The 25,563-nt window shown below is 51.5% G+C and carries 21 protein-coding genes and 1 pseudogene; 17 read left to right on the top strand and 5 right to left on the bottom strand.

Annotated elements, in window-relative coordinates:
* The first annotated feature begins 112 nt into the window (after positions 1-112).
* Positions 113-1,511: pseudogene (locus RJD28_17710) on the top strand (sodium-dependent transporter).
* A gap of 70 nt (positions 1,512-1,581) precedes the next feature.
* Here the strand turns inward: RJD28_17710 and RJD28_17705 are convergent.
* On the bottom strand, positions 1,582-1,893 hold the full coding sequence (locus RJD28_17705) for a hypothetical protein (GenBank protein WNV57966.1): 312 nt from the start codon (positions 1,891-1,893) through the stop codon (positions 1,582-1,584).
* Positions 1,894-2,085: 192 nt separating this feature from the next.
* Between RJD28_17705 and RJD28_17700 the strand changes: the two genes are divergently transcribed.
* Positions 2,086-2,868: a 3'-5' exonuclease gene (locus RJD28_17700; GenBank protein WNV57965.1), complete on the top strand. Its 783-nt coding sequence runs from the start codon at positions 2,086-2,088 to the stop codon at positions 2,866-2,868.
* Positions 2,855-3,034: a hypothetical protein gene (locus RJD28_17695; GenBank protein WNV57964.1), complete on the top strand. Its 180-nt coding sequence runs from the start codon at positions 2,855-2,857 to the stop codon at positions 3,032-3,034. The genes RJD28_17700 and RJD28_17695 overlap by 14 nt, the downstream gene beginning before the upstream one ends.
* 80 nt (positions 3,035-3,114) lie before the next feature.
* On the opposite strand, the gene RJD28_17690 is transcribed toward RJD28_17695, so the two are convergent.
* Entirely contained in the window at positions 3,115-4,032 is a 918-nt protein-coding gene (locus RJD28_17690; protein WNV57963.1) for a hypothetical protein, read from the bottom strand.
* A 1-nt stretch (position 4,033) separates the two neighbouring features.
* The gene (locus tag RJD28_17685; protein WNV57962.1) at positions 4,034-4,729 is read right to left on the bottom strand and encodes a serine hydrolase; all 696 of its coding nucleotides are present in this window, start codon (positions 4,727-4,729) and stop codon (positions 4,034-4,036) included.
* Between the two features lie 642 nt (positions 4,730-5,371).
* Here RJD28_17685 and ileS point away from each other — a divergent pair.
* The 4 genes from ileS (at position 5,372) to RJD28_17665 (ending at position 13,207) form a co-directional block, all read left to right on the top strand.
* Entirely contained in the window at positions 5,372-8,521 is a 3,150-nt protein-coding gene (gene ileS, locus RJD28_17680) for an isoleucine--tRNA ligase (protein ID WNV57961.1), read from the top strand.
* A 12-nt stretch (positions 8,522-8,533) separates the two neighbouring features.
* Positions 8,534-11,011, top strand: a complete 2,478-nt coding sequence (locus tag RJD28_17675) for a glycogen/starch/alpha-glucan phosphorylase (protein WNV57960.1) — start codon at positions 8,534-8,536, stop codon at positions 11,009-11,011.
* A gap of 254 nt (positions 11,012-11,265) precedes the next feature.
* Positions 11,266-12,330: a DMT family transporter gene (locus tag RJD28_17670; GenBank protein ID WNV57959.1), complete on the top strand. Its 1,065-nt coding sequence runs from the start codon at positions 11,266-11,268 to the stop codon at positions 12,328-12,330.
* A 100-nt stretch (positions 12,331-12,430) separates the two neighbouring features.
* Positions 12,431-13,207 (top strand): HAD family hydrolase, encoded by a 777-nt coding sequence (locus RJD28_17665; GenBank protein ID WNV59672.1) that lies wholly within the window; start codon positions 12,431-12,433, stop codon positions 13,205-13,207.
* A gap of 107 nt (positions 13,208-13,314) precedes the next feature.
* On the opposite strand, the gene RJD28_17660 is transcribed toward RJD28_17665, so the two are convergent.
* Both RJD28_17660 and RJD28_17655 read right to left on the bottom strand, forming a co-directional pair.
* Entirely contained in the window at positions 13,315-14,079 is a 765-nt protein-coding gene (locus tag RJD28_17660) for a DeoR/GlpR family DNA-binding transcription regulator (GenBank protein ID WNV57958.1), read from the bottom strand.
* 41 nt (positions 14,080-14,120) lie between these two features.
* Complete coding sequence (locus RJD28_17655) at positions 14,121-15,635, bottom strand: FGGY-family carbohydrate kinase (protein WNV57957.1); 1,515 nt, start codon at positions 15,633-15,635, stop codon at positions 14,121-14,123.
* 535 nt (positions 15,636-16,170) lie between these two features.
* On the opposite strand from RJD28_17655, the gene RJD28_17650 reads away from it, so the two are divergent.
* The 10 genes from RJD28_17650 to RJD28_17605 all read left to right on the top strand — a co-directional run bounded on the left by RJD28_17650 (position 16,171) and on the right by RJD28_17605 (position 25,462).
* Entirely contained in the window at positions 16,171-16,929 is a 759-nt protein-coding gene (locus tag RJD28_17650; GenBank protein WNV57956.1) for an amino acid ABC transporter permease, read from the top strand.
* The gene (locus RJD28_17645) at positions 16,929-17,666 is read left to right on the top strand and encodes an amino acid ABC transporter ATP-binding protein (GenBank protein ID WNV57955.1); all 738 of its coding nucleotides are present in this window, start codon (positions 16,929-16,931) and stop codon (positions 17,664-17,666) included. The genes RJD28_17650 and RJD28_17645 overlap by 1 nt, the downstream gene beginning before the upstream one ends.
* 123 nt (positions 17,667-17,789) lie before the next feature.
* Positions 17,790-18,590 (top strand): BtpA/SgcQ family protein, encoded by an 801-nt coding sequence (locus tag RJD28_17640; GenBank protein WNV57954.1) that lies wholly within the window; start codon positions 17,790-17,792, stop codon positions 18,588-18,590.
* A 79-nt stretch (positions 18,591-18,669) separates the two neighbouring features.
* Positions 18,670-19,647: a transporter substrate-binding domain-containing protein gene (locus tag RJD28_17635; protein WNV57953.1), complete on the top strand. Its 978-nt coding sequence runs from the start codon at positions 18,670-18,672 to the stop codon at positions 19,645-19,647.
* A 107-nt stretch (positions 19,648-19,754) separates the two neighbouring features.
* Positions 19,755-20,588: a TIM barrel protein gene (locus RJD28_17630; GenBank protein ID WNV57952.1), complete on the top strand. Its 834-nt coding sequence runs from the start codon at positions 19,755-19,757 to the stop codon at positions 20,586-20,588.
* Positions 20,589-20,606: 18 nt separating this feature from the next.
* Entirely contained in the window at positions 20,607-21,446 is an 840-nt protein-coding gene (locus RJD28_17625; GenBank protein WNV57951.1) for a sugar phosphate isomerase/epimerase family protein, read from the top strand.
* A gap of 20 nt (positions 21,447-21,466) precedes the next feature.
* Positions 21,467-22,315 (top strand): sugar phosphate isomerase/epimerase family protein, encoded by an 849-nt coding sequence (locus RJD28_17620; protein ID WNV57950.1) that lies wholly within the window; start codon positions 21,467-21,469, stop codon positions 22,313-22,315.
* On the top strand, positions 22,312-23,169 hold the full coding sequence (locus RJD28_17615; GenBank protein ID WNV57949.1) for a sugar phosphate isomerase/epimerase family protein: 858 nt from the start codon (positions 22,312-22,314) through the stop codon (positions 23,167-23,169). Before RJD28_17620 ends, RJD28_17615 begins: the two co-directional genes overlap by 4 nt.
* 202 nt (positions 23,170-23,371) lie before the next feature.
* Complete coding sequence (locus RJD28_17610) at positions 23,372-24,817, top strand: MATE family efflux transporter (protein WNV57948.1); 1,446 nt, start codon at positions 23,372-23,374, stop codon at positions 24,815-24,817.
* Between the two features lie 66 nt (positions 24,818-24,883).
* Positions 24,884-25,462, top strand: coding sequence for a cytidylate kinase-like family protein (locus tag RJD28_17605; GenBank protein WNV57947.1), 579 nt, complete (start codon positions 24,884-24,886; stop codon positions 25,460-25,462).
* Positions 25,463-25,563: the final 101 nt, after the last annotated feature.

Below are 25,563 nucleotides of genomic sequence, written 5' to 3'. Positions count from 1 at the left end.
AATTGTTCAGCCATGCATCAATGCATCTGGATTCCTGTGTGCGCACAGTATCTGTCTGCCGGGTATGTGGCTGAATGATTACCCAAATCTTGTATTGGGAGAGAATAGAATTATGGAGACACATCACGGACAACTTCACACGAACAGAAGCACGTTTTCCGGCAAGCTGGGATTTGTACTGTCTGCGGCAGGGGCTTCGGTAGGACTTGGGAATATCTGGAGATTCCCCTATCTGGCAGCGAAATACGGCGGCGGTATTTTCCTGCTGGTGTACGTTGTTCTGGCACTGACCTTTGGATATTCCATGATCGTAGCGGAGACGGCGCTGGGCCGTATGACGGGCAAAAGCCCGGTGGGCGCCTTCGGGGCGTTTGCGAAACCTGGGAAAAAAATCGGGCTGGCTGTGTTTCGGCGGCTGGATCAATGCCATCATCCCGCTGCTGATCGTGCCGTACTATTCGGTAATCGGCGGCTGGGTCATCAAATATCTGATGGAATACGTGAAGGGACAGAGCAGCACGCTAGCTTCGGACGGTTATTTTTCTTCTTTTATTTCCAACGGCGTATCGGCAGAGCTCTGTTTTGTGGTGTTTTCGCTGCTGACGGTGCTGGTCATCTATGCCGGTGTGCAGAATGGCGTGGAGCGGGTATCCAAAGTGATGATGCCCGTCCTGGTGGTACTGTCCATCGTTATTGCGGTTTATTCCATTACCAGACCGGGGGCGCTGACGGGTGTGAAGTATTTCCTGGTGCCGAATCTGGAGCATTTCTCCTGGATGACGGTGGTGTCTGCCATGGGCCAGATGTTTTATTCCCTGTCTATCGCCATGGGCATTCTGGTGACCTTTGGTTCTTATATGAAAAAAGATATTTCGATTGAGGAATCGACCACGAGTGTGGAGATTTTTGATACGGCCATTGCGATCATGGCCGGACTGATGATCATTCCGGCGGTATTTGCCTTCTCCGGCGGAGATCCGAATACGTTGAATGCAGGCCCTTCTCTCATGTTTATCACGATCCCGAAGGTGTTCGAGAGCATGGGCATGGGTACGATTATTGGTGTTCTGTTTTTTGTGCTGGTGCTGTGTGCGGCACTGACCAGCTCTATTGCGTTGACAGAAAGTGCGGTATCTACTTTTCAGGATGAACTGAAATGGGGACGTAAGAAAGCTACGCTGGTGGTGGGGATCATCATGCTGGCGCTGGGCACCCTTTCTTCTCTGGGATACGGGCCGTTGGCCGGGGTGACGATCATTGGCATGCAGTTCCTGGATTTCTTTGATTTCCTCACCAACTCGGTAATGATGCCCATCGCAGCCATTGCCACCTGTCTGCTTGTATCCCGTGTCATCGGGATGAAACGGGTCGAGGAGGAAGTACTGCATGGGGAGAGCAGGTTTAAACGGAAACGGGTCTTCTATTTTATGATCCAGTATCTCTGTCCGATCTTTGCAGCCATCATCTTTGTGAGCTCGGTGGCAAATGCGTTTGGATGGATTTCCATGTAAAAATGTCAGGTGAACCGGCGAATGACCTTCGTCACGGTTTTCATATTTAACGGTTTGGAAAGGTGTGCGTTCATTCCGGCGGCCCGGCATTTGCTGATGTCATCAGAAAAGGCATTGGCGGTGAGGGCAAGAATCGGGATGGTACGGGCATCATCATGTCCATCAAAATTACATCGTAATATTGCGGGGAGCTGTGGGCGAATGCGTCCACAGCTTCTTTGCCGTTGGCGGCGGTTTCCGCCCGGGCGCCCTCGTCGGTGAGCATGACATGGGTCAGGTTTCCTTCGGCGTCCCAGGCTGCGGGGATAAAGGATGCGCGAACCCAGCAGTCATAGCAGTTGATGTAATCCTGATAAATGATTTTTTCATCGTTTTCCCCCACGTGTTTTCTCTATAAAACAGGATAGAACAAAGAAAATAAAAGGGAAAGAGAAGTGTGTCGATAAAAAGACACGATGCAGAAAAAATATCCTTTACAAGCGCGTGGGGTTACGTTAATATAATCAGGAAACGGGAGAGATCACCCGGAAGAATCCTGCCGGAAAGCATGAGAGAAGGGGAGGCTGCGTGATCGATGGATTATATTGTACTGGATCTGGAATGGAACCAAAGTCCCAACGGCAAGGGAACGGAGAATAAGGCAGTGCCCTTTGAGATCGTGGAGATCGGCGCCATCAAATTAAATGCGGATTTTGAGATCGTGAGCGAGTTCAGCGAGATCATTGCGCCCCGGATTTACCGGCAGATGCACCGCATCACCCAGGAGCTCATTCATCTGGATATGGAGCAGCTGTCCCACGGCGGCGCGTTCCCGGATGTGATCCGGCGGTTTTTTGACTGGTGCGGCAGCGATTACCGGTTCTGCACCTGGGGCATGATGGATCTCACCGAGCTGCAGCGGAACATGAAATATTACGATATCGACGGGCATCTGGGCTATCCGCTGGTGTATTATGATGTGCAGAAGCTGTTTTCCATTGCCTACGAGGATCGTAAGAGCCGCAGAAGTCTGGAATATGCCATCGACTATCTGAAATTTGACAAGGACGAGGCGTTCCACCGGGCAAAGAGCGACGCCTACTACACGGCGCTGATCCTGGAGGGGCTGCCCCGGGCCGTTCTGAAAAATTATTCCATTGACTATTATCGGACGCCGAAGAACCGTAAGGAAGAGGTTTACGTGGTATTCGACACATACAGCAAGTATATTTCCCGGGAGTTTGCGACAAAAGAACGGGCCATGAAGGACCGGGAGGTGTTGAGCACCCGCTGTTACCTGTGTGGGGAATCCGGCGAAAAAGAAGCTGCGGTGGTTTTCCGGCGGCAGCAGGCTGTATTACAGCGTGTCCTGCTGTGAGGAGCATGGGTATCTGAAAGGAAAAATCCGCCTGAAAAAGGCCGAAAACGGTAAGGTATTTGCCGTGAAGACGCTAAAACTGGTGAGCTCCGAGGAAGCGGAAGGCATCCGGGAGCGAAAAGAGCATATCAAAGAAAAACGCAAAAAGAAAGCTTTGCAGGAGTAAAAGGGCCTGCAAAGCTTTTTCTTGTGCGATAGGATCGTGTTTTGAATGTGACTTAGCGCAGGCAGCCAACCGGAGCCAGATTATAAATTGGAAAAAGGATCTTCTTCCGTGTATGTGTCATCATCCAGGTCTGCCATGGTGTCGATCTCCCGGCGGATCCTGCGCAGGTTCCGCTCCCGCATCCGCGCTCTTCTGCGGCGCTGTTTTTCCCGTTCTTTTTTTGCGTGGATGAGCAGGATGCCTGTGACGAGAATGCCAAGGATCACCAGAACCACCAGCACGATAAGGATGATTTTCAGGGTGCCCCAGGGGATGGACTTTCTGGGCTCTTCCTGGTTTAGTTTTACGTCCAGAGAGGAATCGGCATCAGACGCGGCTGCGGTCTGGATCAGGGGAAGGATAAGCTGCTGCCTGCCCACGCAGACGTCCTGATTTGCCCCGTAGTACCAGGCGATTTCTGCGGTGGGGGCGCTGTCCGCGCCGGTCTGGACAGAAACCTGCGGGGTCAGATCAGCCAGTGTGGTGCCGTCGGGAATGGCCGCATAGGTGTTGCTGCCGTCAGCCAGTGTGATATTGGCAGTATCCACGGAGCTGCCCGCCTGGGCGCTGATCTGGGAAGTGACCGTATCCGGCAGATCAGCATAAGCAGCAGGAAGCTCTGCCGGGCTGAAATGGTTGGAAACATAGTCCAGAAGAGATGCCGTGTCCGGATAGGCGGTGCCGCTGGGGCCGCGCAGGATAACACAGATCACATCCATCTCACTGCGGTGTGCACAGGTCACCAGCGTGTTCAGCGCGTCTGTGGTGAAACCGGTCTTTCCGGCAAACACCGTGCTGTCCAGATATTTGGACGTCTTGTATGTACTGATCATGCAGTGATGGTTATTCATCATCAGCTCATTTTCGTTCTTGTTTGTGGGAGGGATCGTGTAGCGGACAGTTCCGGCAATCTCCCGGAACTTGTCGTATTTCAGCGCGGCCTGGGTGATGAGCGCCATATCATGGGCCGAGGTGTAATGCTCGGGATCGTGGAGGCCATGGGGGGTTCACGAAATGGGTGTTGGTGCATCCCAGATCGGCTGCTTTCTGGTTCATCATGTCCGCAAAGGCTTCCGTGGAACCGGCGATGTGCTCCGCCACCGCGTTGGCGCATTCATTGGCAGATTCCAGCATGATGGCATACAGGCACTGCTCCATCGTCAGCTCTTCGTCTGTGGTGCGGGCGATGTGGCTGCTGCCCCGCTCAATGCTGAATACCGCATTCTCTGAAAACGTCACCGTCTCGTCCATGGAGCAGTTCTCCAGTGCCAGAAGCACCGTCATGATCTTGGTGATGCTGGCTGGATACTCGGCGGCGTCAATGTTCTTGGCATAGAGGATCGTGCCGGTCTGCGCCTCCATGACAATGGCGGACTCTGCGCTGACCTGGGGCCCCTGGGGCCAGCCGTCGATCTCGTTGGACTCCACCGGGATCTCGGGAATCTCCGCCTCGATGTCCGCGCCGTTTTCCCCGTCCTCCTCGGAGGCATCCTCCCCGGCTGTTCCTGTAGCTGTACTGCTGCCCGAGCCGCCGGTGGTCTGCGTCTTCGACTGGTTGCTTCCCGTCGTCTGCGAGGCATAGGAAGAAATCCCCCCAGACGAAAAAACGACAATTCCGGCTAAAAGAATTGTCAGTAATTTATGCGATAATTTCATGATAACTCCTTAATTGGGTGAAACAATATTTCTTTCCATTATAGGGGATTGCAAAAATGATTGCAAGGTTCCTGGCAGAATATAACAGAAATTTAAGAAACACCAGTTCAGCGATGATTCCGGTGGGCAGCTTTCGGGCTTGCACGAAAAGCTGCCTGCCGAGAAGCATCGAGTGAGCACCATCATATGAGCAAAAATGAGCTGCGAAGCGGCGGGGAGCACGGCAGTGCGATTTTGCGAATGGCGCGGCTGAACTGGTGGGAGCAGAACAGGAGAGCGCCATCCGAAAACCCTTGACAATACGGCGCTTTTTCCGTATAATGGCTTTCGTAAAAGACTATGAAAAAGACAGTATCTTTTCTTGAGGAATCCCAGAGAGTCAGGGCAGGTGAGAGCTGACATTCGGTAGAGGAAGGAGAAGATCCCTTTGGAGTCTCAGACCGAACGGCCTGCCGCAGGCAGGGTGCAAGTAGAATCTGACGGTTTTCCACCGTTACAGGGAGCGTATATCGAAGGTGCCGTGCATCGGATGTATACAGTAATAAGGTGGTAGCGAAACTTTCGTCCTGATTACAGGAGCGAAAGTTTTTTTATTTCGTAAAACATGAAGTTCTACGGAGAATCTGACAAGGAGGAAGAACAATGTATCAGAAGGTTTCGACAAATATGAATTTTGTTGAAAGAGAAAAGAAGACAGAAGAGTTCTGGCGAGAGAACCATATTTTCGAGAAGAGTATCGAGCAGCGCAAACAGGGAGAGACGTATACGTTTTATGACGGCCCGCCGACTGCCAACGGCAAGCCGCATATCGGACACGTGCTGACCCGTGTTATCAAGGATATGATCCCGAGATACCGCACCATGAAAGGCTACATGGTACCGAGAAAGGCCGGATGGGATACCCACGGACTGCCGGTAGAGCTGGAAGTGGAGAAGATGCTGGGCCTGGACGGCAAGGAGCAGATCGAGGAGTATGGTCTGGAGCCGTTTATCAAGCATTGTAAAGAGAGTGTCTGGAAATACAAGGGCATGTGGGAGGATTTCTCCAACACCGTTGGTTTCTGGGCCGACATGGATCACCCGTATGTTACCTATGATAATAACTTTATCGAGTCCGAGTGGTGGGCGCTGAAACAGATCTGGGAGAAGAAGCTGCTGTACAAGGGCTTCAAGATCGTTCCTTACTGCCCGCGCTGCGGCACCCCGCTGTCCAGCCATGAGGTGGCACAGGGTTATAAGGACGTGAAAGAGCGTTCCGCCATCGTCCGCTTCAAGGTAAAGGGCGAGGATGCCTACATTCTGGCATGGACGACCACGCCTTGGACACTGCCGTCCAACGTGGCGCTCTGCGTGAACCCGGAAGAGGAGTATGTAAAAGTAAAAGCAGCTGACGGCTATGTTTACTATATGGCAAAGGCCCTGCTGGACAAGGTGCTGGGCAAGCTGGCTACCGAGGATACACCGGCTTATGAGATTCTGGAGGAGTACAAGGGTACCGATCTGGAAGGCAAGGAGTACGAACCGCTGTACGCATTTACCGGAGAGATCTGTGAAAAACAGCACAAGAAGGGCCATTATGTGACCTGCGACACGTACGTTACCATGACCGATGGTACTGGTGTCGTTCATATCGCACCTGCCTTTGGTGAAGACGATGCCAACGTGGGCCGCAAATACGACCTGCCGTTTGTACAGCTGGTAGACGCCAAGGGTGAGATGACCCAGGAGACACCGTGGGCTGGTACGTTCTGTAAGAAAGCAGACCCGATGATCCTGAAGGATTTGGATGAGAAAGGACTTCTGTACGACGCGCCCAAGTTCGAGCACAGCTACCCGCACTGCTGGCGCTGCGACACCCCGCTGATCTACTATGCAAGAGAATCCTGGTTCATCCGCATGACTGCTGTGAAGGATGACCTGATCCGCAATAACAACACCATCAACTGGATCCCGGAGAGCATCGGCAAGGGCCGTTTTGGCGACTGGCTGGAGAACGTACAGGACTGGGGCATCAGCCGGAACCGGTACTGGGGCACGCCCTTAAATATCTGGGAGTGCGAGTGCGGCCACATGCATTCCATCGGCAGCATCGCAGAGCTGAAGGAAATGTCCGACAACTGCCCGGAGGATATCGAGCTGCACCGCCCGTACATTGACGCTGTGACCATCAAGTGCCCGCACTGCGGCAAGCAGATGCACCGGGTACCCGAGGTCATTGACTGCTGGTTCGATTCCGGTTCCATGCCGTTCGCACAGCATCATTATCCGTTTGAAAATAAGGACCTGTTCGAGCAGCAGTTCCCGGCAAACTTTATTTCCGAGGCTGTAGACCAGACAAGGGGCTGGTTCTATTCCCTGCTGGCCATCTCTACCCTGATCTTCAACAAGGCGCCTTATAAGAACGTTATCGTTCTGGGCCACGTGCAGGATGAGAACGGCCAGAAGATGAGTAAATCCAAGGGAAATGCGGTGGATCCGTTTGACGCGCTGGAGCAGTACGGCGCAGACGCCATCCGCTGGTATTTCTACATTAACAGTGCGCCCTGGCTGCCCAACCGTTTCCACGGCAAGGCCGTCATGGAAGGTCAGCGCAAATTCATGGGAACTCTGTGGAACACCTACGCATTCTTTGTGCTGTATGCGAATATTGACAATTTTGATGCGACAAAATATACACTGGACTATGACAAACTGGCTGTCATGGACAAATGGATTCTGTCCAAGCTGAACTCTGTGGTGAAGGCTGTGGACAATCATCTGGCCAACTACCGGATCCCGGAGGCTGCAAGAGCGCTGCAGGAGTTCGTGGACGACTTAAGTAACTGGTATGTCAGAAGAAGCCGTGAGCGTTTCTGGGCAAAGGGCATGGAGCAGGATAAGATCAATGCCTACATGACGCTGTACACCTCCCTGGTGACCATCGCCAAGGCAGCAGCGCCCATGATCCCGTTCATGACTGAGGATATTTACCAGAATCTGGTAAGAAGCATTGACAAGACTGCACCGGAGAGCATCCATCTGTGTGATTTCCCGGCTGTGAAAGAGGAGTGGATTAACACCGGTCTGGAAAAAGATATGGATGAGGTTCTGGAAATTGTTGTGATGGGCCGTGCATGCCGGAACACCGCCAACATCAAGAACCGTCAGCCCATCGGCACCATGTTTATCAAAGCGGACAAGGAGCTGTCTGATTTCTACAAGGAGATCATCGAGGATGAGCTGAACATCAAGAAGGTTGTATTTACCCAGGACGTGCGTGATTTTACAACCTATACCTTCAAACCGCAGCTGAAGACCGTCGGACCGAAATACGGCAAATTGCTGGGCGGCATCAGGCAGCATCTGGCAGCACTGGACGGCAACGCGGCTATGGATGAGCTGAACGAGAAGGGCGTCCTGCACTTTGAGGTCAATGGCGAGGCTGTAGATCTGACGAAAGATGATCTGCTTATCGACATGGCACAGATGGAAGGCTATGTATCTGAGGGTGACGGCGATGTGACTGTTGTGCTGGATACAAACCTGACACCGGAGCTGCTGGAAGAGGGCTTTGTGCGTGAGATCATCAGCAAGATCCAGACCATGCGTAAGGAAGCCGGATTTGAGGTGATGGACCGTATTGCTGTTTCTTACGAGGGCAATGATAAGATCGCGGGCATATTTAAAAAGAATGCGGCTATAATTAAGGCAGAGGTTCTTGCTGACGAGATACTGGAAGAGCAGACCGTTGGATATGTGAAAGAGTGGAGCATCAATGGCGAGCAGGTGACTCTTGGCGTAGAGAAACGCTAGAAGGGAGTTTCGATGGCAGAGAAACGAGATTTTGACAAGGAAATGTTTAAACGCAGCGTCGTATATAATGTAAAAACGCTGTACCGCAGAACGATGGAGGAGGCCACGGAGCAGCAGATCTTCCAGGCTGTGTGCTATGCGGTAAAGGATGCGATCATTGATTCCTGGATGTCTACCAAGAAGGAGATCGAGAAAACCGATCCGAAGACCGTGTATTATATGTCCATGGAGTTTCTTATGGGCCGTGCCCTTGGCAACAATCTGATCAACCTGACCTATTATGATGAAGTAAAGGAAGCGCTGGAGGAGCTGGGCTGCGACCTGAATGTGATCGAAGATGAAGAGCGGGATGCGGCTCTGGGCAATGGCGGTCTGGGTCGCCTTGCCGCCTGCTTCCTGGACTCTCTGGCAACGCTGGGCTATCCGGCTTACGGCTGTGGCATCCGTTACCGTTACGGTATGTTCAAGCAGAAGATCGAGGACGGCTATCAGGTGGAAGTGCCGGATAACTGGCTGAAAAACGGTAATCCCTTTGAGATCCGCCGCCCTGAGTATGCCACCGAGGTAAAATTCGGCGGCTATGTACGGGTGGAATACGATCAGGAAAAACAGCGGAATTATTTTGTCCATGAGGGCTATCAGTCGGTGCTGGCTGTGCCTTACGACATGCCCATCGTGGGCTATGGCAACAATGTGGTGGACACGTTGCGCATCTGGGATGCGGAGGCCATCAATGAGTTCCATCTGGATGCCTTTGACAAGGGCGATTATCAGAAAGCGGTGGAGCAGGAAAATCTGGCAAAAACGCTGGTGGAAGTGCTTTATCCCAACGATAACCATTATGCCGGGAAAGAGCTTCGCCTGAAGCAGCAGTATTTCTTCGTGTCTGCCAGTGTACAGACCGCGGTAAACCGATATAAGGAGCACCATGGCGGCGATGTGCGCAGGCTGTATGAGAAGGTCACATTCCAGATGAATGACACCCATCCGACTGTGACGGTGGCCGAGCTCATGCGCATCCTCATTGATGAGGAGAATCTGGAATGGGAAGAAGCTTGGGAGATCACGCATAAATGCTGTGCTTATACCAACCATACGATCATGGCAGAGGCGCTGGAGAAATGGCCCATCGAGCTGTTCTCCCGCCTGCTTCCGAGAATTTATCAGATCGTGGAAGAGATCAACCGCCGGTTCTGCATCGAGATCCGGAACCGTTACCCGGGTGACCAGAATAAGATCAGCAAAATGGCCATCATTTATGACGGTCAGGTGCGGATGGCTTATCTGGCCATTGCAGCCAGCTACTCGGTGAACGGCGTGGCAAGACTGCACACGGAGATCCTGAAACACCAGGAGCTGAAGGATTTCTATGAGATGATGCCGGAGAAATTCAACAACAAGACCAACGGCATTACCCAGCGCCGGTTCCTGCTGCATGCAAATCCGCTGCTGGCAGCCTGGGTGACAGATCATATCGGTGACGAGTGGATCACCGACCTGTCCAAGATTTCTCAGCTGAAGCTGTATGCGGACGATGAGAAAGCCCAGCACGAGTTCATGAACATCAAGTATCAGAACAAAGTGCGCCTGGCAAAATATATCAAAGAGAACAACGGCGTAGATGTGGATCCCCGTTCCATCTTTGATGTGCAGGTGAAACGTCTGCACGAGTACAAACGGCAGCTGCTGAACATTTTACACGTGATGTATCTGTACAACCAGATCAAGGCACACCCGGAGATGGATTTCTACCCGAGAACATTTATCTTCGGTGCCAAAGCGGCAGCAGGCTATCGCCGGGCAAAGCTGACCATCAAGCTCATCAATTCCGTGGCGGATGTGATCAACCATGACGCTTCGATCAACGGAAAGATCAAGGTGGTGTTCATTGAGGACTACCGGGTTTCCAACGCGGAGATTATTTTTGCGGCGGCAGATGTGAGTGAACAGATCTCTACTGCCAGCAAGGAGGCATCCGGTACCGGCAACATGAAGCTGATGCTCAACGGTGCGTTGACGTTGGGTACCATGGATGGTGCCAATGTGGAGATCGTAGAAGAAGTAGGGGCAGAGAATGCATTTATCTTTGGTATGAGCTCTGATGAGGTGATCAATTACGAGCTGCACGGCGGCTACAATCCGATGGACATCTTCAACAGTGACCAGGATATCCGTAATGTACTGATGCAGCTCATCAACGGCACCTATGCGCCGGATGATCCGGATCGATTCCGGGAGATCTATGATTCTCTGCTGACAGACAAGTATGGCACACCGGATATGTATTTCATCCTGAAGGATTTCCGTTCCTATGCGGATGCCCAGAAGAAGGTGGAAGCGGCTTACAGAGATGAAAAGGGATGGGCGAAGAGTGCGATCCTGAACACTGCAAGCAGCGGCAAATTCACGTCTGACAGAACCATCCGGCAGTATGTGGATGAGATCTGGCATCTGGATCAGATGCATGTGGAACTGGATTATTATAAGTAAATAAAGCCAGAAAAACAGCAAAACAAATAGAGAAAAGCAAACGGAGTGGCATGGTCGTGAAAAGCGGCTGTGTCATTCCGTTTGTTTTTGCAGGGCATTTCCCCCAAGCTGTTAGTGACAGGCCATGCAGAGTTTTGAAAGGAATATTGGAAAGCAGATGAAATAAAATGATAATAAATTGAAGCATATTGACAAATATAACCGCTGTTGCTAGAATTATTTGCAAAACAGATCATTTATACGGAGGATATCATATGATGGAGTGCAATGAAGCAGAGGAAAGCGGAAAGACGGTGATCTGCACAGATGCGGCAACCGGCGGCAACCATGTGGGAGAAAATGCCGGGGCAAAGGGAAAGATTGGCAGGGCAGATGATGATATGTGGGAAAACCGGGAACGGTGTTTTTATTCGTCTCCGCGGAATTTCTTCCTTCTGGTGCTGCTGGTGTATTTTTGCTGGGCGATGGGCGTTCCGCTGACAAAGCTGGGTTATACGGCATATGCCATTGGAGAAGGGGATATTCCCCAGATGCTGACCTATGCAGGTATCCGCCTGTTCTTTGCCGGACTGTTGGCACTGGGATTCTGCCGGTACCGCGGTGTGCGGTTGCTGCCGGCTTCCGGAAAAGAAGCCGGACAGATCCTGAAGCTGGGGCTGATCATGTCTGTGTTGCAGTACATCTTTCTGTATATCGGAACAGCGCTGTCGCCGGGGGTGGTGGCTTCCATTTTAAGCAGCTCCGGTGCGTTCCTGGGTATGCTGTTTTCCAGTCTGGTGTTTAAAGAAGACCGGATGACGGTGCGCAAAGGCCTGGGGTGTGCACTGGGCGTGGTGGCTGTGATCATCCTCAATGTCAATGATCTGGGAACGGGCATGCAGGTGTCGCTGATCGGCGGGCTGCTGGTTATCGCTTCCCAGGGGGCAGGGACATTGGGAGGTGTGTATCTTAAATATATTTCTCCGGGGAAAAATGCTATATGGCTGGGGGCTGCACAGACGCTCACCGGCGGCGGCATACTGATTTTTATAGGGTTACTTGGCGGTGGGAGTCTGCATGCGGCAGACCTGGTGCAGGCGCTGGCTCCGACAGTTGCCGTTATCTTTACGTCCTGCCTGGCGTTGATTCTTTCCAATCAGCTGTACAAATACAACAATATCAGTAAAGTGGTGGTGTTCTCGCTGTTATTACCGATCTTCGGCACGGTGCTGTCGGCACTCATGCTGGGAGAATCCCTGGCATCGGCAACCCTGCTGGTGAGTCTGCTGATCAACTGTGCAGGCGTTGCACTGGTTACGATGGAAGGATCTGTGGGCTGAAGACGATGTGGTGTATCCATTTGCGAAGCCGGTGGGTGCGTGGCAGCTGGGAGAGAGGGGGAAGGCGCGTATATGGGAATACAAAAGATGACGCCCAAATATCTTTTTTTTTGATATTGACGGGACGATTGCCCGGAATGATCAGCCGCCGTCACAGGAGACAACAGAGGCGATCCGCATGGCCAGAGCCAACGGTCATAAGGCGTTTATCTGTACAGCCCGGACGATCTGCGATGTGTATGACAGTCTGTTTGAGGTGGGCTTTGACGGCATAATCGCGGGAGCCGGGGCACAGATCATCATCGGCGGGAAAGAGATTTATCATCATTATATTCCGGAGGACGTGCTGATCCGCACGGTGGAAGGCTTTTATGCCCATAACTTTTCCGGTGTGCTGGAAGGGACAGATCAGATATATTTTGTGCCGGGAGAAGTAGAACTGACAGGAGATTTTCCTCACCTGAAAGGGATTGAAGATGTGAGCAGAGATCTGAAAATTGAGAAATTTACGATTCACACCTTCGACTATGCACATATTTGGCGGGTCGTCCGGCAGATGCCGGAGCTGTTGGACTGGTATGACATGTATGCCAACAACAGTGGCAGCTTTGGGGAGTTTGTGTGGAAAGGCATCGACAAAGCTTCCGGTATCCGCAGAGTGGCAGAATATTATGGTGCTTCCATGGAAGATACCATTGCCTTTGGGGATAGCATGAATGATGCGGCGGCCATTGATGCGGCAGGGACTGGTGTGGTTATGGGAGATTCACCGGACGAATTGAAGGAAATGGCAGATCTGGTTACCGGGACTCTGGAGGAAGAAGGTATTGCCCGGGCGCTTCAAAAGCTGCATCTGATAAAGAAACAGGAAAATTGACGTAGCCGGGACATTGCAAAGGCAATGTGCCCCGGACGGGTAAGGGCGTAGAAAAAAGGATTCCTTTTTCTACGCCCTTATGTCGTTATCTCAGACGATATTCCATATTATACAACTTCAACGTCTACCCCTTTTTCCCGGATTTTACGGATGATTTCAGGATCAGTTCCGGTGTCGGTAATGATCAGATCGATCTTATCAAAGCCGTGGATGCTGATGAAACCGTGGCTCTCGAACTTGCTGTGATCACACAGAAGGATGGTTCTGGCAGAGTTGGCGATCATCTTCTGTTTCAGCGGAACATCGTTGGTATTGTATCCCATGATGCCTTTGTTTAAGTCGATGGAGTCAGCGCCTATGAAGGCAATTTCGGCGTTCATCTGATCCAGCCACTGTTCGGCGCTGGGGCCATGGCAGGCCATCTGTCCCCGGCGGAGCTTGCCGCCGAGAATGAAGACGTCTGCATTTTTCAGGGCATTCAGATCTGTGATGTAGCTCAGATCGTAGGTGACAATGGATACGGGAAAATCCATGGGGATCAGCCGGATCATCTGTCCTACGGTGGAGCCGGAGTCGAACATGTAATAGGAATTGGGCTCTACATAACGGAGGGCCGCCTGTGCAATGCGTTTTTTCTCTTCAAGATTGGAATAAGAACGCAGCTGGAGCGAGGGCTCTGTATCCTGCTTCTTATTGCGGAAGATGATGCCGCCCCGGGTCTTATCGACGATGCCCTGGGCGCACAGCTCCTCCACATCCCGGCGGACGGTGGCTACGGAGACATTCAGCCGCTCGGCCAGCTCCTCCAGAGTGATCACATCTTTTTCATTGGATAAATTAGTAATTAAATTAAAACGTTCTGCACGAATCATTTGGCGCCCCTCACATTCTCTCTCTTTTTCCTGTCTGCAAATTACAGCAGATGCATCAGATCTTTGTTCGCTGTATACAGTTTGTCATAAATATCGCAGTATTTTCTGTAAATCTTTGTATTTTCCTCGTTTGGCAGGATCACCCGATCTGGCTCGATTACGGAGCTGAGTTCCTGGAAGTCCTTCAGGTCACCTACGCCGAGAGCGGCCATCAGGGCTTCTCCATAGCTGGCACCGATGCTGACCTTCGGAATGCATACCGGGCGGCCGATGACATCTGCCACGATCTGCATCCATACCGGGTTCTTTGTACCGCCGCCCACCGCGATCAGGTTCGCTACCGGCAGGTTTAACTCTTCCATGACCTTGATGTTCTGGGCGATGCAATAAGCAATGCTCTCTAGTGCGGCGTGATAAATATGATCTCTTGTGTGTTCCAGTGTTAGGCCGAAGATCATGCCCTTTGCCTGGGCATCGTTGATGGGGCATCGCTCCCCTGCAAAATAAGGCAGGATGACCAGACCATTGCTGCCGGCCGGGATATCCGCCACTCGCTCCATCATGACCTGATAGGGCTCTCTGCCGGATGTTGCCTGCTCCTCCAGAATGTCAAAGTAGAGGGTGTCACGCATCCAGCGGGTCAGGGTGCCTGCGGTGTTGGTGCCGCCGGAGACGCTGAATGTGCCCGGAACGGTGAAATCCCCGCCATGGATCCGGTGATCATAGGTCAGATGATCGGAACAGTAATAGAAGAAAAGAGAGGATCCGAACTGGAACATCAGCTTTCCCGGAGTGGTGATGCCTACGCTGATGGCCTCAGAGGTGGAATCACCGGTGCCGCAGATAACAGGGGTGCCTTCCTTTAAACCGGTTTCTTCTGCGGCTTTGGCAGTTACATGTCCGGCAAGCTCGTGCACAAAACGGGCTTCTGCCATCTGGTCCGGGCGGCAGAACAGTGCACATTCCTTCTCATCGATCTTTGCCTCATCGTTGTAGAGCGGACGGAAGGAAGCCTTTGCCAGAAACTGGTCAATGACATATTCTCCTGTGAGCTTGGCGGCAATATAGGAAGAGCCGGTCAGAAACTTGTGGGTTTTGGCATAAACCTCCGGCTCGTTGTTCTTAATCCACAGAATTTTGGGGGCAATGTCGTCAGAGCAGAGCGGATGGCCAAACAGCTCCCTGATGCGCTCTTCTCCGTAATGTTCATTTAAGAAAGCAATTTCCTCAGAAGCACGGGCATCAATGCCGTACAGAATGGCTTTGCGCAGCGGACGGCAGTTCTCATCTACCGGCAGGCAGTCACAACCCAGCACATCACTTCCTACGGCGGCAATTTCCTCTGGCCGGATGCCGGCCTTTTCTATGAGCCCCTTGGATACGATACAGAAATCTTTCCACCAGATTTCTTCTGCATCCTGCTCAAAATAATTGGGCTTCGGGTTCTCCATGCCATGCTTTGCACCCGTTTCTGCAACAACCTGAAACTTTTCATCGATGAGAACCCCTTTTGTCTCAAAGGTTCCCACATCTACACCTAAATAATATTTCGCCATGAAAACTACCTCCATATATATGTGTGATGCCAGGGTCAAAAGGTCTAAGCCCACATGAGCTTGCTCATAAGTGGGTGAAAGACCTTGGGACCCGCCCCGATATGAGCATCAAAGCTATGTATACCACTTCTGCCAATATAGCATTTTCAGGGGGCGAATGCAAGGAAAATTCGGAATATTTTGCAAGAATATGAAAAGTTTGAACGGTGTACTGTGAAAGATCTCAAAGGAATACGGGAAAATCCTACAGGAAAATATGAAATAAACGCAAAAAAGGCCGCAAATCGCCGAAAACCCACTTCACCCTGATAACAGGACAAATTGGATAAAATTGGAAAATAGAAATCTTTTCTGTATATAGTGACAAAGAAGAAAAATAGTAGGGAGATTGAAAGTTAGACAGAATAAATAAACAGGATCGCAAAACTTTACACAAAATAATAGAAATAGACAATTTGCTGCAATAAAGTATTGAAATGTGAAAAGTTTTGTGTTATTATTGACGTAATTTGAAACATATGGGAGGAATGAGAAAATGAATTTCCCTACAACCTTTTTTGGATGGGTAGCGTTTCTGGCTGAGAAATACGGGCCGGATTTTATGAGAGGCCTTGGCGTGACACTGCAGCTGGCGACGATCGGAACGGTCCTCGGATGTGTGCTTGGTTTCGTGGTCGGCATGGTGCGAAGCGTTGATATTGATAAACATTCTTCAGTCGTGTCACAGACCATCCTCCGCATCCTCAAGGCAATCATCGCCGTTTATGTGGAGGTGATCCGTGGCACACCACTGATGGTACAGGCAACGGTCATTTATTATGGAACCATGTCTATCTGGGGGCTGGATATTCCGTCCTTCTCCGCTGGTATCCTGGCACTGTCCCTGCACATCGGTGCTTACTTTTCGGAATCTGTGCGAGGCGCCATCGGCGGTATCGACAAGGGACAGATGGAAGGCGGACAGGCTATCGGCATGAGTTATCTGCAGATCATGCTGCATGTCATCATCCCGCAGGCGTTCCGGAACCTGATCCCGCAGATCGGCAACACATATGTATCTGCCATCAAGGATACTTCCGTATTAAACGTTATCGCTGTTACCGAGCTGTATTTCACAGCCCGTACTGTAACCGGAACTTACTACAAGTTCTTTGAGACCTACTGCATCGTCAGCGTGATCTATTTCGTATGTACGTTTGTCATTTCCCGTCTGCTGAAGCTGCTTGAGAAGTTTATGGCAGGCTCCAGCAATTACGAGCTGATCACAGAATCCGAGGAAGAGGTGAGCAAATAATGGCAGAAGATATCATTTTACAGGTGAGTCACCTTGGCAAAAGCTTCGGCAGCCATGAGGTGCTCAAGGATATTCATTTTGATGTGAAAAAAGGTGAAGTAATCAGTGTGATCGGTTCCTCCGGTTCCGGTAAATCCACATTGCTTCGCTGTATCAATATGCTGGAGGAGCCCTCCGGCGGCGAGATTATGTTCAAGGGCGAGCAGATTTCCTATAAACCCAAGGATAAGAACAGGTTCCGTTCCAGGGTGGGTATGGTGTTCCAGTCCTTTAACCTGTTTGCCAACATGAACGTACTGAAAAACTGCATGATCGGCATGCAGATCGTCAATAAGGAGGACAAGGCAGAGGCAGAAAAGACCGCGAAGAAATACCTGAAGCAGGTAGGCATGGGCGCTTATATCAACGCCAAGCCGTCTCAGCTGTCCGGAGGTCAGAAACAGCGCGTGGCCATTGCCCGGGCGCTTTGCATGAAACCGGAGCTGCTGCTGTTTGACGAGCCCACATCCGCGCTGGATCCGGAAATGGTCGGCGAGGTACTGGAGGTTATCAAGTCCCTGGCAGAAGATGGGATGACGATGGTGATCGTTACCCATGAGATGATGTTTGCCAAAGAGATTTCCAGCCGGGTAGTATTCATGGATTCCGGTGTCATTGTGGAAGAGGGAACCCCGGACGAGGTATTCAACCATCCGCAGGCAGCCAGAACAAGGGAATTCCTCAGCCGTTACCGCTGATCCCGTGCAGAGAAAAACGTGTATCAGGTGGTGACTGGGAGAAAGCGGATGCCCGCGTCGGTGAATGAAAAGTGTGCATCCGCAGCATAGAAACAGAAAAAAACAGAGGGAGATATCAAAACTATGTGGACAAAAGAATTATTTGGAACAGAGAAACCGATCATTGCATTGCTGCATCTGGATCCGTTGCCTGGTGATCCTGATTTCTGCGGTTCTCTGGATACTGTGATCGAGCATGCTTCTTGCGATGTGAAAGCATTACAGGAGGGCGGTGTGGACGGTGTGCTCATTGCCAATGAGTTCAGCTTCCCGATGACTTATGTCAGCCATACCGAGACACTGATGGCCATGGCCTGTGTCATTGGTGCCATTAAGAAAGATATTCACGTTCCGTTCGGAACCAATGTTGTCATGAACCCGGAAGAAACGATCCGCATGGCCAAGGCAGTGGGGGCAAGCTTCGGCAGAAGTGCGTTTGCCGGTGCTTTCACAGGAACCTATGGCGTGCATGTGAATAACTTCGGTGAGAATGTCCGTCTGAAATATGCACTGGGCATCCCGGAAATGAAGCTGCTGTGCAAGATCAATCCGGAGGGAGATGTTTTGCTGGCAGAGCAGAGCATCGAGGAGATCATCGATAATGTGACGCTGGGCGATCATGTGGGTGCATTCTGTGTGTCCGGCCCGGGTGCGGGACAGGAAGCCAGCTGGGATCTGCTGGCCCATGTATGCGACCTGGCGAAGGCAAAGCATGTACCGGTATTCTGCAACACAGGCTGTAAGGAGAGTACCATTGCCAAGATCCTCACCATCGCAGACGGCGGCTGTGTGGGAACTGCATTCAAGGGCGCAGATGGCCGTGTAGATGCGGATAAGGTAAGAGCCTTTATGGCAGTGGCAAAAGAGGCGCGCGGAGACAGATAAGTCCCCGGGCAGCAGATGGATTTGTAGTATTTCCTGAGTGATCAGGGTGCTAATAAAAAATGAAGAGGTGGAAAAAAGTATGAAAAAGAAAGTTTTGGCAGCTGTACTTGTAGCTGCAATGACCATGGGTCTGGCTGCTTGCGGAAGCAAGAGCAACGACAGCGCTCCTGCTGATACAGCAGAGAAGACAGAGGAAGCAGCAGACGGCGAAGAGACCGCTGACGCTGAGGCAGCAGACGGAGAGGAGAAATATCCGGAAGGATATACCCTTCGTGTAGGTATGAACTGTGGCGCAGCTCCGTTTGGCTGGACCCAGGATGATGATTCCAACGGCGCATGGCCCATCGATGGCACCGACCAGTATGTTTGCGGATACGACGTACAGGTTGCACGCAAGATCTGCGATACCTACGGATGGAACCTGAAGATCATCAAAACAGACTGGGATGGCCTGATTCCCGGCGTTGTATCCGGTAAGCTTGACTGCTGCATCTCCACACTGGGTGTTACCGAAGAGAGACTGCAGTCTGTAGATTTCTCTGATTACTACTGGAATAACGGCTGTGTAATGGTTGTCCGCAAAGACAGCAAATATGCAAATGCAACTTCTATTCAGGACTTTGCAGGTGCAAAGGTTACTTCCCAGGCAGTATCTATCTGGATTCCACTTGTAAAACAGATCCCGGATGTACAGGAGCAGCCCGGTCTTGGCGAAATGTCTGAGCTGTTCGTAGGTGTAAGCTCCGGTAAACTGGATGCGATCATCACCGGTCTGACAGAGGCACAGTCCGGATGCATGTCCAACCCGGATCTGACATACGTTACCTTCGAGGATGGCAAGGGCTTTGACGTAGAACTTTCCTCTCTTTGCGCAGGTATCCCGCTCGCGAAGGGCAACACCGAGCTGAAAGAGAAGATCGATGCAGTTATCGCAACTATGGATCATGACACACAGCTTGAGATGATGACAAACGCACTGAACCAGCAGCCGCTGAGCGATGGTTCCGATGCGGAGGCTCTGACTGCAGAAGAGACAAAGGATGTAACAAACGAGTAATTGTGCATGAGCTGAAAAAATGATATGATAAAAAAACAGGACGGCGTGGCTTTACGGCCAGGCCGTCTTTTGACCAGGCATAATAAAACAGGCAAGGAGGAGAATGTATGCCGTACTTACGAAGAGAACAGCTGGCCGGGATGGGAATCCATTATATGTACTATCCACTGGATTATTTTCTGGAAAGTCAGGCAGAGCTTGGCTTCAAAACTATTGAGATGTGGTGTGGTCTGCCCCATTTTATCCTGGATGATTATGGCTATCAGGACACACGGGAACTGAAAAAGAAGGTGGAGTCCTATGGACTGCATATCGGTGTGTTTACGCCTGAGTGTGCCGTGTACAGTTATCTGATCTGTGCCCATGATCCGCTGGCACAGAAGCATTCCATGGGGTATTATACCAATGGCATCAAGGCAGCAGGGGAAGTGGGTGCAAAAATCATGCTGACCAACTGCTGCGGCGGAGACTGGAATGAGGAGCCGGAGCGCACCTTTGACCGGGCCGTGCAGGTGCTGCGAAAACTGGCACCGGTGGCAGAGGATAACGGCGTGACGCTGGCAGTGGAGACTGTTCGCCCGGAGGAATCCCGGGTAGTGATCACGCTGCCGGAGTTAAAACGACTGCTGGATGCGGTGGATCATCCCAATGTAAAAGCAGCACTGGATGTGACCGCTATGGGTGTGGCCGGTGAAACGATGCAGGAGTGGTTTGAGACGCTGGGCAGTGACATCTGCCATATGCATTTCCCGGACGGACGGCCTTACGGGCATCTGATCTGGGGCGACGGCCTGCATCCGCTGGAGGATTATCTGCAGCTGCTTAACGATTATCACTACGAAGGTTATCTGGGACAGGAGATCACGGACGGCAGATATTTCGCTGATCCGAAGGAAGCTGACCGGAAAAATATCGCAGCCTTCGAGCCGTATTTTAAATAGAAGGGGGAGGAAAAGCGCATGAAACTTGCATCTATTGACCGGATTTCGGTTCTGAACATTCATTATATCAATTATTCGCTGGATTACTTCCTCGACTGCCAGCAGGCACTGGGAGTGAAAAACGTGGAGCTTCTGGCAGGGCGGCAGGATATGTGGCTGGATCATAAGGGCTCCATTGACCCGAAGATTATTAAGAAAAAGCTGGATGACAGAGGGTTAAAATGCCCGGTGATCACGCCGGATAACTGCATGCTGGGATATCAGTTTGCGGCGAAGGAGCCGGAACTGCGGGAGCGAAGCTACAACTATTTCGTCAACGGGATCCGTCTGGGCGCTGAGCTGGGCGCAAAAATCCTGGAGGCAAACTCCGGTTGGGGATACTGGAATGAGCCTGAGGAGGAAGGCTTCAAGCGATCCGTAGAAATGCATCAGCGGCTGTCCGAGGTGGCGGCGGAATATGGCATGCAGATCGCCTGCGAGTCGCTGCGGCCGCAGGAGTCACGCATCGGTTACCGGATCGATCAGATCAAGCATCTGTTTGACGAGGTGAACCGCCCCAATTTCAAGGTGATGATCGATCTCACCGCCATGTCCGTGGCAGGGGAGACGATTCAGCAGTGGTTTGACACCTTTGGCGTGGAAAATATCATCCACAGCCATTTCCAGGACTGCAATCCTTACGGCCATTACATCTGGGGAGACGGCAACCGGAATCTTCGCCAGGATGTGGAGGATATGCTGAAGAACGGTTATCAGGGGCTGTTCAGCCAGGAGATCACGGACGGCGGCTACTATGAAGATCCGTTCTTTTATGATAAGCGCAACATGTACAACCTGAAACATTATTTTGGGGAGTAACACATCCCGGGGAGGATAAAATGTCTGAATTACTTATGTCACAGCTTGCGGTGACAAACATGGTATACATGCATTTTTCTTTTGATTATTTTCTGGATTCCTGCGACCGGCTGGGCATTCATCAGCTGGAACTGTACGGATGCAGCCACCACTTTCATTTTTACGATCAGAAAGAGAATCCGGCACCGGCCATGCATAAACGGCTGCAGGAGAGAGGCTTTCGCGTGGCCTCTCTTATGCCGGAGGAAAATGTATATGCAGTAAACATCGCCGCACCCGAAGCGAATATCCGAAACAAAACGGTAGAGCAGTACAAGCGGTTTATTGAGACAGCGGTGGAGCTGGAATGCCCGCAGATGCTGCTGTGTCCGGGGCGCCCTTACTGGAACCTGCCCATGTCTGAAGGTTACAAATGGGGAAAGGATTCTGTGGAGCGTCTCACCCGCCATGCGGAGAAATATGGCATCACGCTCATGTATGAAAACCTAAACGAGCGGGAATCCTGCCTGGCTACCAACCGGTTTGACCAGTTCCGGGTGGTGAAGGAGATCGATTCTCCAAACCTGAAATGCTGTGTGGATACGGTGCCGGTGGCTTACGCGGGGGAAACCATGGAGCAGTATTTTGAGGTGCTGGGGGACAAGCTGGCCCATGTGCATCTGAATGACGGCAGACCCTACGGCCATATGAAATGGGGAGACGGTACCCAGGATCTGGATGCCCACTTAAACGCCATGCGGAAATACAATTATAAGGGCCTGATCACCATGGAAATGGCCAACGGTGCTTATCAGCTGGATCCGGAGCCCCATTACCGGGCCAATATTGAGACACTGCGGAAGCATTTTGACGGAGGTGAACTCGTATGAAGCAGCTGCATTTTGAACAGGTTTCGGTCCTGACTGCCCCCTATCTGCATCACACGCTGGAATATGCGTTGGATTCCATTGCAGCCAATGGTTTTCACGGCGTGGAACTGTGGGGCGCATCTCCGCATTTCTGCATAGATGATTATACACCGGAAGAGCGGGTTGCCCGGATCCGGGACATCCGTCAGATGTTAAAAGACAGAGATTTACGCCTGACGGCTTTCCAGCCGGAGCAGTGCCGTCAGTATCCCATTAATATTGCTTCGCCCATTGCCTATGTGCGGGAGCGCAGTATGCAGTTTATGGAGCGGTATCTGGAGGATACGCTGGATCTGGGCACAGACCGGATGATCCTGGCGCCGGGCTGGGGCTATGTGGACGCACCGGAGGAAGAGGCTTTTGCGCGTTCGGTGGAAGCCATCCGGCGGCTGGCAGAGAAGGCGGCAGCGCTGGGCGTGAAGTTATCTGTGGAAGAGATGGATCCGCTGTCCACTTTGCTGGTGCGTGACCTGCCCCATCTGAAAAAATTGTTGGATGCAGTGGGATCAACACAGATCACGGCCTGCCTGGATACCTTCATGGCGGCTGACAATCAGGAAACCGTGGAGCAGTATTATGAGGCCTTTGGCCAGATCGGCCATGTGCATTTTTCCGGTTATGGAAAAGAGGGTTATATGGTGCCGGGAACGGGTGATCAGGCGGTGTTGGAAAAACAGTTAGAAGCACTGGCGGCTCATGATTACGACGGTGATCTGGTGCTGGGCCTGTGGGGCGCCGGGTACTTCAAAGATCCCGATGCGGCACTGCGGCAGGCTGTCCAGTGGGCGAATGCATGTGAACTGATTCGAAAGTAAAATTTGTGCAAAAAGCACATTTGAAATTTGAAACGGTATCCATTATAATGAAACTACAGCGTGTGGCGTTTCTGCGTAAATCCGGTTGCAGAGACGTCACACGTTTTTTTGTATGATATTTTTAAAATCGAGCAGCAGGTATGCGTAAGTCCAGATACGGAGGGCTTGCGCATTTTTTGTCTCGAAAAGAAAGGTGGTTTTTATGGATACCGGAAATCAGTTTTTGGGGACGGAGCGCATTGAAAGATTGATGCGACAGTATGCGGTTCCCTGTATCATTTCTCTGTTGGTGGGTGCACTGTACAACATCGTTGACCAGATTTTCATTGCCAATGCCAGTTATCTGGGCTCTTATGGCAACGCGGCAAATACGGTTGTGTTTCCGCTGACGGTGGTGGCGCTGGCCATTGCGGTTCTTGTCGGGGACGGCTGCTGTGCCTTTGTCAGCATTTCCCTTGGCAGACAGGAGATGGAAAAAGCGAAACGCAGTGTGGGAAATGCGGTGGTGCTGGCGCTGGGCAGCAGTCTGGTGCTGACGGCACTGTATCTGCTTTTTGCCAACCAGATCATTGCCATGTTTGGCGGCACGGTCAATGCGGAGACATTTCACTATGCGCAGGAGTATTTCTTCTATATTACATTGGGCATTCCGTTTTATATGTTCGGGCAGGCGATGAACCCTGTCATCCGGGCGGACGGCAATCCGAAATTTGCGATGGTTTCTACGCTGGCAGGCGCCGTCATCAATATCATCCTGGATCCGATTTTTATCTTTGTGTGTAAATGGGGGATGATGGGCGCTGCGGTGGCAACGGTACTGGGACAGGTGGTAACTGCCGTCCTGGCGATCTGGTATTTGCAGCATATGCGGATCATTCGCCCGACAAGAAGGGATTTTGCGCTCAATGGAAAACTGTGCGGACGGATGCTAACGCTGGGCATTACCAGCTTTTTATCCCAGATCAGCCTGGTGGCAGCCATGGCGGCCATCAACAATATGCTTCGAAAATATGGCGCGCTGGATGTGGTTTTCGGGCAGGAGCAGTATGCGCAGATTCCCATGGCCGTGGTGGGCATCGTTATGAAATTTTTCCAGATCGTCATTTCCATTGTGGTTGGTATGGCGGCAGGCTGCATTCCCATTGTGGGCTATAATATGGGAGCGGAAAAAAAGCTGCGCGTACGGGAATTGTTTACCAGACTGCTGGCCGCCGAGGCACTGGTGGGTGCGGTGGCCCTGATCCTGGCGGAAGGATTTCCCCATCAGCTCATTGCCATTTTCGGTGCAAAAAACGAAAGCGCCTATTATACGGATTTCGCAGTCAAAGCGTTCCGGGTATATCTGTGTATGATGGTGCTGGCATGTGTCAACAAGGCATGCTTTATTTTCCTGCAGGCGGTTGGAAAAGCGCTTTCCTCCACCATGCTGTCCATGTTCCGTGAAGTAGTGTTCGGTGTGGGATTTGCACTGCTGCTGCCGAAATTCTTCGGACTGGACGGTGTGCTGTACTCCATGCCGGTGTCGGATGTGCTGACCTTTGTGATTTCACTGGTGATCATCCGCAAAACCTATCAGGAGTTAAGGGAAAAGCGTGCCGGAAGAAGTATGCCGGCAGCAGGCTTTCTGATATGGAGCAATACGTTTTGATACAACAGATCAACCGTGAATTTTTTTAAAATAGTATGGAGCCGGGACTTTGAAAGGAGAAAACAAGTGAAAAACAGAGTAATTACGATCAGCCGCGAATTTGGCAGCGGTGGACGGACCATCGGAAAAAAAGTAGCAGAAAAGCTGGGAATCCCGTGCTATAATTCTGAGTTGCTTCAGGAGATGGTGAAGGAAACAGGTTTTGCCGCGGATTATGTAAAGGAGGCCGGGGAATATGCCCCCGGCGGTTTCCTGTCGGCGGCTTTTTCCAATCGCATGTTTGGCCCGACCAATGAGGACATTCTCTGGGAGCATCAGTGCAAGATCATCACAGAACTGGCTGAAAAAGGCCCCTGTGTCATCGTGGGACGCTGCGCAGACTATATTTTGCGGGACAAGGCAGATTGCCTGAAGGTATTCATCCATGCGGATATGGCATTCCGTGAGGAACGCATCGTCAAGGTATACGGGGAACGGGAGCAGTCGCCGGAAGAACGGCTGCGGGATAAGGATAAACGCCGGGCGGCTTATCATCGTTTCTATACGGACATGAAGTGGGGGCATGCGCAGAATTATCACCTGACGCTGAACAGCGGCGTGTTAGGATTGGAGAAGTGCGTGGAGATCATTGCGGGATTGTTTTAAATGATTATGTTTTATTTCTGCTCATCATGGGGCGCTCCGTTCATCCGCTCCTGTAGCTGCCCTTCCGTGCAAGCACGGCGTTCAGCTACAAAGAGCGTTTG

The organism is Oscillospiraceae bacterium NTUH-002-81, assembly GCA_032620915.1.
Classification (GTDB): Bacteria; Bacillota; Clostridia; order Lachnospirales; family Lachnospiraceae; genus JAGTTR01.
The sequence above is the reverse complement of the archived record's forward strand: the minus strand, read 5'-3'. Positions and strand labels throughout refer to the sequence as shown.